Here is a 15,723-nt window from a genome sequence, read left to right on the forward strand (position 1 = left end):
GTCACTGCGTCTGCCCCGCGTAGAAGCGGTCGATGACCTCCTGGGCCTCCTTCTGCCCGGTCTGAAGCGCGGTGGCGACCGGCGTGGCGCCGGACAGCGCCTCGTTCATCCGCTTGGCCAGGGCCTCGGTGTACTCCGACCACACGGCGTTGGTGCCGAGGTCGGTGGCCTCGTCGAGCGATTCGAGGAACGCCTTGCCGCGGTCGGCGGGCAGGGCCGTGGTGGCGACCTTCTTGTTGATCGGGATCGCCTCGCCGAGCTCGGCCCACTTGCGCTGCGGCCCCTCGCCCGAGAAGAAGGTGATCCACTTCCACGCCGCGTCGGCCTGCGCCTGCGAGGCGGTCTTGCTGACCACCCACGAGTTGACGATCGCGACGTTGCCGCGGCCGGCCGGGCCCTTCGGCAGCGGCGCCACCCCGAAGTCGACGCCCGCGCTCACCGCGGGCAGGGTACGGGCGTAGATCCCGTACGACATGGCGACCCGGCCGGTGGCGAACAGCGTGTGGACGACGCCCTTGCCCATGGCCTCGGTGGTCACGTAGTCGGGGGCGAAGCCGTCCTTGCCCATCGCGCCGAGCATCCAGTCGAGCGCGGCCGTGGACTGCGGGCTGTCGACGACCACCTTGCGGTTGCCGTCGGTGACGATGTCACCGCCGAACGCCTTGATGATGGGCCACCAGCTCTCGGTGAAGCCCGGCGAGTACGCGCGGAAGCCGTACGTGTCGGGCTTGCCGTCGCCGTTGGTGTCCCTGGTGAGCTTCTTGGCCGCCGCGGCGAGGTCGTCGTAGGTCCAGTCGGCCGTCGGCTCGGCGACCTTGGCCTCGGCGAACATCTTCTTGTTGTAGAAGAGCACCGGGGTCTGGGCGCCCTGCGGGAAGCCGTAGACCCGGCCCTTGGCGTCCTTGTTCAGCTCGATGCCGGAGTAGTCGGCGGCGTTGACGGTCTTGACCCGGTCGGTCAGGTCGGCGAGGGCGCCCCGCGCGGCGAACTCCTGCACGAGCACGCCGTCGGACAGCCACACCTGCGGCGCCTGGCCGCCGGCGATCTGGGTCCTGAGCCGCTCGAAGAACTTGACGTACGGCGCGACCTCCAGCTGCACCTTGATCGACGGGTTGGCGGCCGTGAACTCCTTGACGAGTTCCCGCATGGTCGTGTCGGCCTTGTCTCCGGCGGCGGCGTAGAAGCCGAGCTTCAGGGTGACCGCCCCGGAGTCGTCGGCCGAGCCGCCACATGATGCCGTGCCTGCCATGGTGAGGACGGCCACCGCGGCGGCGGCGAGCATGCGCACTCTCATTGGGTCCTCCAGAACAAAGGGGGAAGGGGGGTGAGGATGACGGCCGGCGTCACATCGGGACGCGGACCTCGACGAGGCTGCCGGAGGCGGCTCCGCAGGAGGCCCGTACGGCCAGGCGGGGCTGTAGCACGACCCGGCAGACCGGGGCGACGGGGCCGAGTTCGATCCGGCGGAGCAGCAGCTCGGTCGCCATGCGGCCCACCTCGGCCTTGGGCGGCGACACCGCGGTGAGCGGCACCTCGGACAGATCGGCGACCTCGTCGTCGTAGGCGACCACGGCGATGTCGTCGGGCACGGTGAGGCCGACCCGGCGCAGGTAGGGCAGGAGGGTGGTCGCCTCGCGGTCGCCGAGGCACACCACCGCGCGCACCTTCTCCGTGACCAGCGAGTTGGCGTACGCGAGCATGTCGGTCCCGGTCCAGACGGGCTGCCTGGCCACGGCCTCCGGGATCTCCGGAAGCCCCAGGTCGGCGATGGCCTGGCGGTATCCCGCGAAGACCTGCTCCGAGCTGGCGGTGCCGAGCCGGCCGAGGTAGCCGATCCGGCTCCGGCCGAGCCGGCTGAGGTGCTGGACAGCGGCGTAGCCGCCGCCGTGCACGTCGGTGCAGACGTACGAGGTCGGGTCGGCCGGGCGGGGGTCGGCCGGCCGCCGCTCCACCAGCACGTACGGCACCGGCAGCTCGCGCAGACGGGCCAGGTGCGCGTCGGGGTCGGCGGCGAGGTGCAGGTTGGGCACCAGCAGCAGACCGGAGACTCCGACGTCGACGAGCTGCTGGATCTGCGCCGGCTCGACGTCGGGGTCGTAGTTGGAGCACGCGAGCACGAGCTGCACTCCGGCGGCGGTGGCCGCCCGCTCGATGCCCTGGACGACCTGGGGGAAGTAGTAGGTGTTCGACGGGACGAGCACGCCGATGAGGCGTGGCCTGGCCCCGGTGGCGCCGGTGGCGACGGAGGCGGTCACGAACGTGCCCGACCCCTGGCGGCGCCGGACGAGTCCCTCCTCGACCAGGAGGTCGACCGCGCGGCGCACGGTGTTCACCCCGACCGTGTAGGTCTGCGCCAGCTCGGCCTCGGTCGGCAGCCTGCCGCCGACCGGCCAGCGGCCCTGCACGATCTCCTGCCGCAGGCGTGCCGCGAGGGTCCGGAACCGTCTCCCCCTTGGGAGGGAATTCATTCCATCAGGTGGCTCCATAACGGGATTCTTCTCGTCAAACAGGAGCAATGTCAATGCTAAATTCATCCCTTCTTTACCTCTCAAAAGGAATGAATTCCCTCCTTCAGGCATGACGAAAGGGCCGCCTCCGGCGGGAGGCGGCCCTTCGACGGGGCCGGCGTCACCAGCGGACGGTGACGTCCCTGCCCCGGTCGTAGGCGCCGGCCCAGTAGTGACCGGCGGCGGTCAGCCGGTGGCCGGCGAAGCCGACCTCTCCGGTCGGCTGCTTCAGCGCCTCCGACGTCGCGGTGGCCCAGCCGTCGGCGTTCGCGGTCACCGTCACGTAGCGCCCGGCGGAGAAGGTGAACCGCCCGCGCACCGTGGCGGCCACCGGCCGCCCGGTCTCCTCGTCCACGACCCGCAGCCGCACCCGCGCCGCGCCGCCCTCCAGGGTGACGGTCATCGACTCCACGACCATCGGACGCAGGCCGGTGGCGCCGGTCGTCACGGCGACCGGATCGGACGCGGGACCGCGGTGCCCGGCCACGTCCACGGGCACGATCCGGTAGTGGTAGGCGGTGCCGGGCAGCAGCCCGGCGTCGGTGTAGGTGAGGCCGCGCGCCCTGCCGGCGAGCGTGCCGGGGCCGGGTGTGAAGCCCGGCTCCGCCGACCGGTGCACCTCGTAGAAGTCGACCTCGGTGTCGTCGTGCGCCCGCCCGTAGGTCAGGTCGACCGTGGCGTGGTCGAACGCGACGGCCTTCGGCGGCGACCCGACGCCCGTGGGCGGCCCGGAGTCGGCGGGCGGCGCGGGCCATCGCGCCGAGGGACCCCAGATCGTGGGCAGCTCCCGGTAGGAGTCGTAGTGGTGCAGCGCCACCCCGGCGAAGGCGGATTCGCCGGAGAACGCCCGGTAGACCTTGGCCAGCTCCGCCTCCAGCGCGTCCCTGCCCTCCTCGCGGAAGGTGATGCTGGACGGATCGCCGCTGGTCGCGATGTCCAGCGTCTCCACCCCCACCACCACGGAGAGCGGCTTGCCGATCCGCTCGGCGTAGGCGATCTCACCGGCCGCCTGCGCGATGATGCCGACGCCGCCGTCCGCCTGGTCGCGGTAGTCCATGATCGCGATGTAGTCGCTGATGTCCTGGACGTGCTCGGACATGGCGCGGGTGGTCCCGCCGTACGGGATGTCCGTGCAGCAGGCGGAGGTGTCCAGCCAGCGGGGTACGGCGGGGCCGAACAGCAGGGGCTGCCCGGACGCGTCCCGCCGCGCGATCATCGCGCGGAGGGTGTCCAGCCACTGGATCTGCACGTCGGGCTTGGCGCTGTTGAACCAGGGCAGGCTGTACGGCTCGATGTCGACGTTGATCCCGTCGAACCGCTCGGCCGGCTTCGAGGAGAGGTTGTAGTCGAGGACCCGCTCCATCTCCCCGACGGCGCGGTCGCGATACCGGGAGAGCGCGCCGAGGTAGGGCGGGCGCGTCCCGCCGGCCACCGTGGCGTGCACCTTCATCCCCCGGCGGTGCGCCCAGGCCACGAGGTCGCGCAACCCGGGACGCGCGTCCTCGATCATGTCGCGCCCCGCGTACGTGTCCACGCCCAGGTACATGGTCGAGCCGGGCGGGAGAACGGTCTCCAGCAGGCGGCGCGACCCGGGGTTGAGCACCAGGTTGTAGGACGCCTTCTCCCAGATCCACATCGCCCGGTCCTGCCGGTGCGGCACCGGGCGCTCCTTCTTCGCCGCGCCGAACGCCACGTACCTGCTGGCCGACCTGGAGACGTGGCCGCGCGCGTCGACCGCCTCCGCCTCCAGGCTCGCCATGACGTCGCCGTACTCCGCCGGTTTCACCAGCGTGACGTACCGCCCCCCGGCGCCGGCGGCACGCCGCCAGGGGCCGCCGTTGACCCGGACCCGCACCGAGCGCACGTCCGCTCCGGCGACGTCGACCCGGACCGGCGTGGGCCGGGTGAGCCGCGCACCGTCGGCGGGCTCGGCGATCGACACCTCGGGCGCCCTGGCCCGCGGGTTGTCCACCCGCAGGGTGAGCGGCTCCGACCACGTGCCGTACCGCGTCTCCGCGGCCGTCGCCTTGGCGTAGACCTCGATCTCGCCGTCCATCGCGCCGGTGTCCAGGTCGTACGACCACGTCCCGCTGTCGTCGGCGTCCGGGTCGCTCACCCTGGCGCGCTCGATCCGCTCGCCGTTCACCACGACGGACACGTCGTACGCCCCGGTGAAACGCCCGGCGAGCCGTACGACGCCGGGGGCGGCCTCGGAGGAGTCGATCACCACCGACGGCGGGTCCGCCGCGCGGGCGGCGGCCGGGGCCGCCGTGACGACCGGCACGGCCGCCACGGTGAGCATGAGCGCGCCGGCGATCCTCGACAGCCCCGCACGCCTGCCTCCTCCACTCCTCGGAGGGAGCGGCCTCCCGCCTCCCCCGGCAGAGGTGGGCGGCGGACAGCCCCTGCCCGTCCCGGGCACGGGAACCGATCCGGGGAAGCGTTTTCCCTGCCGGGTGGAACCGGCGGTCCTCTTGCTGGCTCTGATGGAAGCCACCTCCATAGGAATGAATTAACCCCGGATTACGAAATATCCGGACAGTGGATCCGTGAGATGGCGAAACAATAGCCCCGAAGCAAGGGGATAAAAATGGCATGAATTCCCGCCCCGGGCCGCCAGGCCCGAAGCGGGGCGCGAGGGCCGACGCCGGCGGGCTCGGCGCCGAGGGCGAGCAGCCGCTCCGGTTCGGCGTCCCGCCCCCGGCCGGCCTCGGCGCCCCGCCGGGTGGCGGGTCAGAAGCGGAACGTCTCGACGAACCGGTGGAGCAGCGCGGGATCGCCCTCCACCCGCACGCTGCCGTCGGCGAGCGCTTCGCCCGGGGTCCTTGCGCCCGTCATCAGAGCGTGGATCCCCTGGTCGTTCAGCCTCTCGACGACGAGGTCCGGGGCGGGGTGCGGGCCGATGCCGACCGTGAGCGCCCCGGCGGTGATCTGTATGCGGAGGGTGAACTCACCCATGCGGACCTCGTAGCCGACCGTGGCGTCCTGGGCCGCCTCCGGCCGGTAGGTGGTTCGGAAGGCCATGGCCACCGACTCGGCGGTGATGACCTCGCCGGCGCGGGGCTCGGTCATGGTCCGGGAGCCCCAGCGGCCGAGCGCGACCAGGGCCGGTTCGAGGTCGCGCCCGTAGTCGGTGAGCTCGTAGACGACCGAGCGCTCGGGATGGGGCAGCGCGCGGCGGAGGACCAGCCCGGCCTCTTCGAGCTGTTTGAGGCGGGCCGACAGGATGTTGGTCGGGATGGAGGACAGGCCCCTGCGCAGGTCGGTGTAGCGCTGGGGCCCGGACAACAGGTTGCGGACGATCAGCAGGGTCCAGCGTTCGCCGACCATCTCCAACGCGCGGGCCAGGCCGCAGAACTGTCCGTACTCACGAGCCGTCATGTGCACATCTTACAGCGAACTTCAGTTGACAAACCATGCTTGTAAAAGACAAGCTTGCTGCTCGTCCGGCCATATGACCGGTCCATCCGGTGACCTGTGAGGAGTGATCGCATGACGGCGCGGAAGATCGCGGCCGGGCTGTTCGTCTCGCTGGACGGCGTGGTGGAGGCGCCCGAGACGTGGCACTTCCCTTATCTGAGCGAGGAGATGGGGGCGGCGGTCGGCCAGATGTACGCCGAGGCCGACACCCTGCTGCTGGGGAGGGTGACCTACGAGGCGTTCGCCGCCGTCTGGCCGCACCAGACCGGCGAGATGGCCGATGCGATCAACGGCATCCGCAAACTGGTCGCCTCCACCACGCTCGCCGAGGTCGGCTGGACCAACGCGGCCCTCATCGAGGGTGACGTCGCCGCCGCGGTGAAAGAACTCAAGGGGCGGCCCGGCGGCACGATTTCGGTGGCGGGCAGCATCAGCCTGGTCCGCGCCCTGCTCGGGGCCGGGCTGCTGGACGAGCTGCGCCTGCTGGTTCACCCCCTGGTGGTCGGCGCCGGGCAGCGCCTGTTCCCCGACGGCGCCGCGCCCGTGGCCCTCAAGCTCGCCCGGTCGGTCACCTTCGCCACCGGTGTGCTCGACCTGACCTACCAGCCCGCCTGACCGCTCCGCCATACGAAATGGAAGACATCACGATGAACGACGTTCAGACCAGGACACTCCAGGTCCCCGGCGCCCGTCTGCACTACGAGATCCGGGGAACCGGGCCGCTGCTGCTGATGATCCCCGGCGCGCCCGCCGACGCCGGAGCACTGGCCGGCCTGGCGGCGTGCCTGGCCGACCGCTACACCGTCGTCACCTACGACCAGCGCGGCCTGTCCCGCAGCGTCCTGACCGAACCGCCCGCCGACCAGGACGTCGCGGTCTTCAGCGACGACGCTCACCGCCTGCTGGCCGCCCTGGGTGACGAGCCGGCCTACGTGCTGGGCAACAGCGGCGGCGCGCTCACCGCCCTCGACCTGACCGCGCGCCACCCCGGACGGGTGCGCGCCCTGGTCGTGCACGAGCCGCCGATCCCCGAACTGCTGCCCGACCGCGAGCGCTGGCGGGCGGTGTTCCAGGACGTGTACGACACCTACCGCGACCAGGGCGCGGGCATGGCGATGGGCAGGTTCATCGCCACCGTCGAAGGGGACGGCGCCGCGCCTCCCGCGATGCCCGACCCCTCGCAGATGCCGCCCGAGGCGCTGGAGATGATGGGCCGCATCCAGGGCAACCTCGACCACTTCCTGGCCCACGTGCTGCTGCCCGTGCTGCGCTTCGAGCCCGACATCGCCGCGCTGCGCTCCGGTCCCGTACCGGTCGCCGTCGGCGTCGGAGCGGCCTCGGGGGACGGCGTTCCCGCGCTGTCGGCCCGGGTGCTGGCCGAACGGCTCGGCGTCGAACCGCTGGCCTTCCCCGGTGACCACCAGGGCCTGGCCACCGACGCCGCCGCCGGCGCCGAGATCATCCACAAGGCCCTCGCCTGACCCCCACCACCGGCAGAACGGAGTTCCGCGACATGACCGCACCGGCCAAGGGCGATCCCTCCAGCTACTTCCCCGCCATCGAGAAGAAGTACGGGCGCCCGGTCCAGGAATGGATCGACCTCATCGACTCCTCACCGCTGACCAGGCACATGGAAATCGTCGGCTGGCTCAAGAGCGAGCACGGCCTCGGGCACGGCCACGCCAACGCACTGGTCGCCCACACCCTCGCCGGCAGGAAATGAGCCGGCCGCGTGGGACCGGGCACCGTCCCGTGCGGGCCTGATCCGGGAGTCCCGTCTCGGCCGGGCCGGGTCCGCACGGGTGGTTCGCCGACGCGGTGAACCACCCGTGCGGACCCGGCCCGGCAGGGCTCCGGGTTCAGCGGCTCACCGCGGTCTCCCGCTCCACGCGCGACAGCTTCTCGGGATTGCGCACGTAGTACAGCCCGGTGACCAGGCCGTCCTCGACCCGCACCACCATGACGCCGTCGATCTCCCCGTCAAGCCGGACGAGCAGCGCCGGGCCGCCGTTGACCTGCACCGCTTCGAGCGACATCGCGGCGCCGACCCTTCTCAGGCCGGCGGCCACCACGCGGGCCACCCTGTCGGCCCCCACGACGGGCCGCAGCAGAGCCTGCCTGACCCCGCCGCCGTCGCTCAGGGCGACGACGTCGGGGGCGAGGACGTCGAGCAGGCTCTGCAGGTCGCCGGTTTCGACCGCCCGCTGGAACGCCTGGAGCGCGCCTTGCGCCTCGGCCGGGGAGACGGCTCCGCGCGGCCGGCGCGCGGCGACGTGCCCCCGGGCCCGGTGCGCGATCTGCCGTACGGTGGCCGGGTTCCTGCCGACGGCCTCGGCGATCTCGTCGTAGTCCAGGCCGAACACCTCGCGCAGCACGAACACCGCCCGCTCGGTCGGCTGCAGCGTCTCCAGCACCAGCAGCATCGCCATCGAGACGCTCTCGGCCAGCTCGACGTCCTCGGCCACGTCGGGCGCGGTCAGCAACGGTTCGGGCAGCCACGGCCCGACGTAGGACTCCCTGCGCCGCCCCAGCGCGCGCAGCCGCATGAGCGCCTGCCGGGTGGTGACCTTGACCAGGTAGGCGCGGCGGTCCCGCACCGCGTCCAGGTCGACGTCCGCCCACCGCAGCCAGGTCTCCTGCAGGACGTCCTCGGCGTCGGCGGCCGAGCCGAGCATCTCGTAGGCGACCGTGAACAGCAGGTCGCGGTGTGCGACGAACGTCTCCGTGGCGGGAGCCAGGCCGCCGTCCTCGCTCATGCCTCCGACGCGGTCCGCGGCGCCGACCATGGGTGACCCCTCCCGTTCGCTTCCGACCTTCTCCCCCATGAGATGCCGGCCCCCGTCGTTCCGTGACAGCGCGTCCCGTGTGACGTGCACCACCTCCACCCGCCTGCGGATCGGCGCTCAGACGGCCGATGACCGGCACCGAACGCGGTCGGCGTCCTCGGCGCGGTTCTGGGCCTGGTAGAGCCGTAGCGCCCGGCGCCACGCGCTGCGGGCCTGCTGCCGGTCACCGATCGCGGCGTGGACGTCTCCGAGGTGTTCCAGGGTGCTGGCTTCGTCGAAGGCGTTGCCGATCTCCTGAAGCAGTCTGAGAGCTTCGTTGTAGTGACTCAGGGCCTGGTCGTACCGGCCCGTGTGGTGGGCGATGTATCCCAGGCTGTCGAGCGTGTTGGCCTCCCCGTCGCGGTGCCGGTGGCGGCGGAACAGGGCCAGGGCGGCTTCGCAGTGGGCGAGACCCTCGGCGTGCAGTCCGAGCCTGCTCGCGTACCAGCCCATGTCGTTGAGCGCGTCGGCCGTCCGCACGTGGTCGTCGAGGGCCCGGTAGTGGTGCAGGGCCTGGGTGGTGTGCTCCAGAGCCTGCCGGAAATCCTCCCGCTGCGCCCAGGACACCGCCAGACCTTGATGGATCTGGGCCTGGGCGGCGAGGTCCCCGGTGCTCCGGGTGAGGGCGAGAGCCTGCTGGAAGTGCTCCATGGCCGGGCCGTGCCGGCCCAGCCTGGCGCAGGCGTTGCCGAGGATCCGGTGAGCCAGCGCCTGGGCCTCGGGATCGCCGAGACGGCGAGCGGCCTCCAGTCCCACCAGCCAGCCGTCGAACTGGTCCTGTATGGTGCCGCGCCGGAAGTGGAAGGTGTCCAGGCTCCAGGCGAGCCGCCACACCGCCTCGTGCCGGTTCTGCTTCGCGGCGAGGTCCCGGGTGGCCAGCAGGCAGGCGTGCTCCTCGGCCAACCACGACCAGGCGGCGGCGTGGTCGGCCGGCGGCCCCTGCCACCATCCGGGAGCGGGTTCGTCGAGCGTGATCGGTGCGCGATGCGGCGCGAGAAGCCGTTCGGCGGCGTAGGCGGTGTGCAGGTGGAAGTCGACCAACCGCCGAAGCGCGGCCTGCCGGGCGCTCTCGGGCCGGTCCTCGCGGACCTGTTCGGCGGCGTAGAGACGGACCAGGTCGTGCATGCGCCACCGGTTCGGAGTGTGCTGACGGATCAGCGACATCCCCTCCAGTTCTCGCAGCGGTCCCCGTACCCGGGTGGGCGGCAGGCCGGCCAGGGCGGCGACGGCGCCGAGGCCGATGTCCGGGCCCGGTGCCAGGCCCAGCAGTCCGAAGACCTCGGAGGCTCGCGCGGAGAGACCACGGTAGGAGGCGGTGAACACGGCGCGCAGGTTGGTCCGCAGGTCCCCGGTGTCCCACGCGTCCAGCCGGCCGGTGGTGTCCCGTAGTTCGGTGGCGAGTGCTGCCAGCGGCAACTGCGGGCTGAGCACGGCGCGGGCGGCGAGGACGGCCAGCGCCAGCGGCAGACCCGCGCAACAGTCCAGCAGGTAGGCCACGGCTTCCGGTTCCGCCGCCAGCCGGTCGGCGCCGAGCCGGTTGAAGAGCAGCCGGTGGGCCTCGGCGTCGTCGAGGACGTCCAGGGACACCGGCCGGGTGTCGTTGGCCGCGGTCATTCCGGCCAGTTGGTGGCGGCTGGTCACCACGACCGTACAGGTGGGGCTGCCGGGTAACAGCGGGGTGGCCTGGCCTGCGTCGCGGACGTCGTCCAGCACGATCAGCATCCGCCGTCCGGCCACCAGACTGCGGTAGAGGCCCACCTGCGCGTCCGGGTCCGTCGGTATCCCCCCGGGATCGACGCCGAGTGCCTCCAGGAAGCCGCGTACGGCGGTGGCCGGGGACAGCGGCGGCTCGATCGGATCGAAGCCCCGCAGATCGGCGAACAACTGTCCGTCGGGGAAGCGGTCGATGTTCTCGTGCGCCCAGCGCAGGGCGAGCCACGTCTTCCCGATGCCCGCGATCCCGCCGATGGAGGAGATCACCACCGTGCCCCCTGGCCGGCCGGATTCGTCCAATGCTCTGCTGAGCTGCCCGAGTTCGGCTCTTCGGCCGGTGAACCGGGCGGGCGGGGCCGGCAACTGACGCGGCACGACGCCGGGCGGCCCGGACGGCCCGGCCGGTGTGACCGGCGTGGAGGCGGGCGGTGTCGTCGTGGGGTCGGCGGCCAGGATGCGGCGGTGCAGGTCCTGCAGTGACGGGCCGGGCTCGGCGCCGAGTTCCTCGACCAGGTGCAGCCGGATCCGCCGGTAGTGCTGCAGGGCGTCGGCCGGCCGGCCGCTGCGGTACAGGGCGAGCATGAGCTGACCGGCCAGTCGCTCGTCCAGCGGATGGCGTGCCGCCCGTGTCGTCAACGCGGGCACCAGTTCGGCATGCCGCCCCGCGCGGAGGTGGACGTCGGTGAGGTCCAGTTCGGCGGCGTGCCGCTGCTGGACCAGCCCTTCGCGCAGCGCGTTCAGCCAGGGGGTGTCCAGGCCGGCGAGGGCGTCCCCGCGCCACAGGGCGAGCGCCTGCTCCAGCAGACGCCGGGCGTTGGCGTCGTCGGCGGTTCGGGCTTCTCCGACCCAGCGCTGGAACCTGTGCAGGTCGACCGTCATGGGATCGACGCTGATCACATAGCCGCCGTTCCGCGGTGCGATCCGCGCGCCGTCGACCGCCGCCAGTATCCGCCGCAGGCGGGACAGGTAGCTGTAGAGCGTGTCGCGGCCGTGCCGAGGCGGGTGGTGGCCCCACACCCGGTCCAGGAGCTGGTCGATCGACACGCGCCTGCCGGCCTCGGCCAGCAGCACCGCGAGTACGCATCGCTGGCGGTGATGCCCGAGTTCGACGCGCCGGCCGTCCGCGCGAACCTCCAGGTCACCCAGAAGTCGGAATTCCGCCGGCACGCCACACCCCCACCTCTCGATCACCCGTGTGTAACCGACTGCGATCTGCCGATTCAAGGTTGTTCGCAAGGATTATTCAGGGTCGGCCGCGCATCGTCGTCTACGAACCCGGATGCGGCCGTCGCCGGATCCACTTCCCGGACCGAGGCGGCCGACTGCTGCCAGCGAAGGAGACCCCATGAAACACACGCTGCTACGCCTGGCGGCCGCCGTGCTGCTCGCCGCCTCCGCCACGGCCGGTGGGGTGGCCCTCGCGTCGTCCGCGTCGGCCGACCCGATCTACTGCTGCTGACGAAGGAGATCCCATGAAACGCACGCTGCTACGCCTGGCGGCCGCCGTGCTGCTCGCCACCTCCGCCGCGGCCGGCGGGGTGGCCGTGGCGTCGTCCGCGTCGGCCGACATGGCCCACTGCTGCTGACGGGCACACGGTGAGGAAAAGCGCCTTCGACAAGGAGATCCCATGAAACACACCCTGCTACGCCTGGCGGCCGCCCTGCTGCTCACTGTCTCCGCCACGGCCGGCGGGGTGGCCCTCGCATCGGTCGCGTCGGCCGACGACCAGCACTGCTGCTGACGAACACACGGTGAGGAAAAGCGCCTTCGACAGGGAGACCCCATGAAACACACGCTGCTACGCCTGGTGGCCGCCGTGCTGCTCGCCGCCTCCGCCACGGCCGGCGGGGTGGCCGTCGCGTCGTCCGCTTCGGCCGACATGGTCCACTGCTGCTGACGAACACACGGCGTGAGCAGCACTGCTGCTGATGAACCACGGTGAGGAGAAGCGCCTTCGACGGGGAGGCACAGCGGACGCCGAAGGTCCTGTCAACACCCGTCGAAGGCGCTTCTCACGTTCGGGAGCGGGGGCCGGCGGCCGCGGGATCACGGATGCCGCCGGCCGCCGTAATCGGGGACGTGCGCGTCAAGCCGGGGACGGACGCGCCGGGGACCGTGCCCGTGCGGGGCCCGTTCAGGGCCCCGCACGGGCATCTCCTGTGACCGCGTTCTCCCGTCCCACCCGCGACGGATCTCCGGCTATGGCGCACGTCACACGAGCGCGGTGTCACAGGGATCGGGCCGTCGGCATCTCATGGTCGAACGGCTACGACCACAGGGAGTGCGCGATGAACGCTCGTCTGAACCTCATGGAGAACCCGACCGCGGGCAAGATCATGAAGCATCTCTTCTCGGCCGGCAAGGTGATCCTCGACTCGCCGCTGCCGGCCGCGACGCAACATCTGGTGATGCTCCGCGCCAGCCAGATCAACGGCTGCGCCGTCTGCGTCGACATGCACACCAAGGAGGCCGCGCACGCCGGGGAGACCCCGGCCCGCCTCAACCTGGTCGCGGCCTGGCGGGAGGCCCCGGTGTTCAGCGACGCCGAGCGCGCCGCCCTGGAGCTGACCGAGCAGGGCACCCGCGTCGCCGACGCGGCCGGCGGCGTCACCGACGAGGCATGGGCGAACGCCGCCGAGCACTACGACGAGGACCAGCTCGCCGCCCTGGTGTCCCTGATCGCCTTCATCAACGCCGCCAACCGCCTCAACGTCATCGTCCGGCAACCCGTCGGCGACTACCAGCCCGGCCGGCTCGGCTGATCAGATGCCATCTCCTCCCCCGTCCGCCAGGACGGGGGAGGCATGTCCGACAGGTGGCGGAGTTTGCCGGGGTTGACGATGCCGTAGACGTGGCGGATCCGATCGGCGTCCAGGTCGAACACGAGCACCACCACGGGCATGCCGTCCGCGGTGAGCAGCACGGCGGGCTGGGCGCCCGGGATCCACCGCGCGTGCAGGCGGGCATAACGGGGGCCGACCGCCGACATCAAGCGGGCGACCTTGCGGGCGCCGCGCACCGGACGCAAAGCGGCCCGTACCTCGCCGCCGCCGTCGTTCCACAGCGTGACATCGGGGGAAAGCACCTCCATCAGCGTGGCCATGTCACCGCCGAGCGCCGCCGACAGGAAACGCTCGGCCGCGCGGCGGGCACGGCGGGGATCGGAGGGGAAGCGAGGACGCCGCGCCTGGACGTGCTCGCGTGCGCGGTGGGTGAGCTGGCGCACGGCGTCGGGCGATCGGCCGAGGATGCCGGCGATCTCACCGTGCCCGTAGCCGAACGCCTCGCGGAGCACGAAAGCGGCCCGTTCCAGCGGGGAAAGCGTCTCCAGCACGACCATCAGGCCGAAGGTGAGATCTTCGGTCCGGCCGGCGTCCTCGGCCGGATCGCCGCCCGTGGCCAGGGGTTCGGGCAGCCACGGCCCGACGTAGTCCTCCCTGGCGGCGCGCAGCCGGCGCAGCCGGGCCAGCGCCTGCCGCGCGGTGATGCGCACCAGGTACGCCCTGGGATGCTCCAGGCGTTCGGCATCGACCTTCGACCAGGCGAGCCACGTCTCCTGCACCACGTCCTCGGCGTCCTGGACGCTTCCCGTCATGTCGTAGGCGATGGTGAACAGAAGGTTGCGATGCTGTTCGAAAGCGGCACTCGTCGCCGTCGTCACGCTGAACTCCTCTCCGCCGCGGTCGTTGCCGTCCCCCATAGGAGGGGACTCGCCATCACAAACGTGACATGTGGGTTAAACCACATTCGCTCATGTCACATCGGCGGTCACTGCATCTCTCTCATGGGCGACAGGCACGACAGGAACGGAAGCAGATATCGATGAACACGTTGGTCAAAGCCGCCGTGGTCCTGGCGGCGGCGTCCATGCTCCTCTCCGGAGGATGGGCCTGGCTCGATCCCGCCGGCTTCGCCCACTTCACCCGCTGGCCCGATCACGTGCATTTCCTGCACGACGCGGGCGTCTTCCAGATCGGCATCGGCGTGATGCTCCTGTGCGCCCTGCGCTGGCGGGACGCGCCGGCCCTGGTGCTGGCGGGGTTCGTGGTCACCAACACCTTCCACGCCTTCAACCACGCCATCGATCTCTCCCTGGGCGGCAGGTCCTCCGACCCCTGGATGTTGCTGACGCTGTCGGCGGTGGGCCTGGCCGGGTGGCTGGCCAGGATCCGGCGGTTGCGGGTCGCGGCGGGCGCACGGCCCGAGGGGGGACGACACCGATGAAGGTACTGCTGGCCGGCGCCTCCGGCACGCTCGGCACCGCGCTGGTGCCCATGCTTCTGGCCTCGGGACATCAGGTCCTGGGGCTGACCAGGTCCGAACGCGGCGCGGCACGGCTGAAGGCGATGGGCGTGCCCTCGCTACCGGCCGATCTGATGGACGCCGACGGCCTGCTGGCCGCGCTGAAGGGCCATCAGGCCGACGCGGTGATCCACCAGGCGACCGCCATCGCCGGGGCGCCGATGTTCCACCGCGACCTGTACGCCACCGACGCGCTGCGCGAGCGCGGCACCGCCAACCTGCTGCGCGCGGCGGCCGAGATCGGCGCCCGCCGCTTCCTCACCCAGTCGTTCTTCCTCGGCTACGGCTATCGCGACCACGGCCCCGAGCCCTTGGAGGAGGAGCGGCCCTTCGCGATGCCGACCGGGCACCGCGCCTTCGACCGGCACATGCGCTCGATGCGGGCGAACGAGGACCAGGTGCTCGGCGCGCCGGGGATCGACGGCATCGCGCTGCGCTACGGCATGTTCTACGGTCCCGAGCCCACCACCCGGCGGCTCATGAGCATGCTCCGGCGGCGCATGCTGCCCGTGCCCCGCCCCAGCGGCACCACCGCGCCGATCCACATCCACGACGCCGCCTCCGCCACGGTGGCCGCGCTCGAACGCGGGCACGCGGAGCAGGCGTACAACATCGTCGACGACCGGCCGGTCCTCTTCGCCGACTACGTGCGGGCCCTGGCGGCCGCCGCCGGCGCTCCCGAGCCCGTCACGGTGCCCGGTCCGGTGTTCAGAGCGCTGCCGTACCTGCACGCCCTCATGGTCGACACCGGTATTCGCGTGTCCAACGCCAAGGCCAAGCGCCGGCTGGGGTGGCGGCCGGCCTTCCCGACCTACCGGGAGGGCCTCGAAACGCTCGCCGACGGGTGACGCACCCCGCGGCCATCGCGCCCCACCCGTGCACGGCCCTGCGGCGGAGCGGCCGGAGGCACCGGTGACGATCACCGTCGAGCCGGGTCGCACCGTCGCGGAGGCCC

Annotated in this window: 13 protein-coding genes; 6 read left to right on the forward strand and 7 right to left on the reverse strand. The window is 71.9% G+C overall.

Going from position 1 to position 15,723, the window contains the following annotated elements:
• Window position 1: 1 nt before the first annotated feature.
• The 4 genes from ACQP10_RS21420 to ACQP10_RS21435 all read right to left on the reverse strand — a co-directional run bounded on the left by ACQP10_RS21420 (window position 2) and on the right by ACQP10_RS21435 (window position 5,888).
• The gene (locus tag ACQP10_RS21420) at window positions 2-1,294 is read right to left on the reverse strand and encodes an extracellular solute-binding protein (protein ID WP_346021006.1); all 1,293 of its coding nucleotides are present in this window, start codon (window positions 1,292-1,294) and stop codon (window positions 2-4) included.
• Window positions 1,295-1,343: 49 nt separating this feature from the next.
• Window positions 1,344-2,468, reverse strand: coding sequence for a GntR family transcriptional regulator (locus ACQP10_RS21425; RefSeq protein ID WP_346021005.1), 1,125 nt, complete (start codon window positions 2,466-2,468; stop codon window positions 1,344-1,346).
• A 160-nt stretch (window positions 2,469-2,628) separates the two neighbouring features.
• Window positions 2,629-4,809 carry a hypothetical protein gene (locus ACQP10_RS21430; RefSeq protein WP_433539578.1) on the reverse strand — a complete coding sequence of 727 codons (2,181 nt, stop codon included), beginning with the start codon at window positions 4,807-4,809 and terminating at the stop codon, window positions 2,629-2,631.
• Window positions 4,810-5,240: 431 nt separating this feature from the next.
• Window positions 5,241-5,888: a winged helix-turn-helix transcriptional regulator gene (locus ACQP10_RS21435; RefSeq protein WP_389998546.1), complete on the reverse strand. Its 648-nt coding sequence runs from the start codon at window positions 5,886-5,888 to the stop codon at window positions 5,241-5,243.
• 111 nt (window positions 5,889-5,999) lie between these two features.
• Between ACQP10_RS21435 and ACQP10_RS21440 the strand changes: the two genes are divergently transcribed.
• From ACQP10_RS21440 to ACQP10_RS21450, 3 genes are read left to right on the forward strand one after another with little or no spacing between them, the layout of a single operon-like run.
• The gene (locus ACQP10_RS21440) at window positions 6,000-6,542 is read left to right on the forward strand and encodes a dihydrofolate reductase family protein (protein ID WP_433539579.1); all 543 of its coding nucleotides are present in this window, start codon (window positions 6,000-6,002) and stop codon (window positions 6,540-6,542) included.
• A 32-nt stretch (window positions 6,543-6,574) separates the two neighbouring features.
• Window positions 6,575-7,408: an alpha/beta fold hydrolase gene (locus ACQP10_RS21445; protein WP_433539580.1), complete on the forward strand. Its 834-nt coding sequence runs from the start codon at window positions 6,575-6,577 to the stop codon at window positions 7,406-7,408.
• 32 nt (window positions 7,409-7,440) lie between these two features.
• Window positions 7,441-7,650, forward strand: a complete 210-nt coding sequence (locus ACQP10_RS21450; RefSeq protein WP_346021000.1) for a DUF4287 domain-containing protein — start codon at window positions 7,441-7,443, stop codon at window positions 7,648-7,650.
• Between the two features lie 136 nt (window positions 7,651-7,786).
• Here the strand turns inward: ACQP10_RS21450 and ACQP10_RS21455 are convergent, their stop codons facing one another.
• Entirely contained in the window at window positions 7,787-8,713 is a 927-nt protein-coding gene (locus tag ACQP10_RS21455; RefSeq protein WP_389998556.1) for an RNA polymerase sigma-70 factor, read from the reverse strand.
• Window positions 8,714-8,830: 117 nt separating this feature from the next.
• On the reverse strand, window positions 8,831-11,632 hold the full coding sequence (locus tag ACQP10_RS21460) for a BTAD domain-containing putative transcriptional regulator (protein WP_433539581.1): 2,802 nt from the start codon (window positions 11,630-11,632) through the stop codon (window positions 8,831-8,833).
• A 1,122-nt stretch (window positions 11,633-12,754) separates the two neighbouring features.
• On the opposite strand from ACQP10_RS21460, the gene ACQP10_RS21465 reads away from it, so the two are divergent.
• On the forward strand, window positions 12,755-13,228 hold the full coding sequence (locus ACQP10_RS21465; protein WP_346020997.1) for a carboxymuconolactone decarboxylase family protein: 474 nt from the start codon (window positions 12,755-12,757) through the stop codon (window positions 13,226-13,228).
• Here the strand turns inward: ACQP10_RS21465 and sigJ are convergent.
• Complete coding sequence (gene sigJ / locus ACQP10_RS21470; protein WP_389998561.1) at window positions 13,204-14,127, reverse strand: RNA polymerase sigma factor SigJ; 924 nt, start codon at window positions 14,125-14,127, stop codon at window positions 13,204-13,206. The genes ACQP10_RS21465 and sigJ overlap by 25 nt on opposite strands.
• Before the next feature lie 161 nt (window positions 14,128-14,288).
• Here sigJ and ACQP10_RS21475 point away from each other — a divergent pair, with 161 nt between their 5' ends.
• Entirely contained in the window at window positions 14,289-14,690 is a 402-nt protein-coding gene (locus tag ACQP10_RS21475; RefSeq protein WP_346020995.1) for a hypothetical protein, read from the forward strand.
• Window positions 14,687-15,616: an NAD-dependent epimerase/dehydratase family protein gene (locus ACQP10_RS21480; RefSeq protein WP_389998564.1), complete on the forward strand. Its 930-nt coding sequence runs from the start codon at window positions 14,687-14,689 to the stop codon at window positions 15,614-15,616. The genes ACQP10_RS21475 and ACQP10_RS21480 overlap by 4 nt, the downstream gene beginning before the upstream one ends.
• Window positions 15,617-15,723: the final 107 nt, after the last annotated feature.

Origin of the sequence: Streptosporangium sandarakinum, from assembly GCF_050942225.1 — a bacterium.
GTDB lineage: Bacteria > Actinomycetota > Actinomycetes > Streptosporangiales > Streptosporangiaceae > Streptosporangium > Streptosporangium nondiastaticum.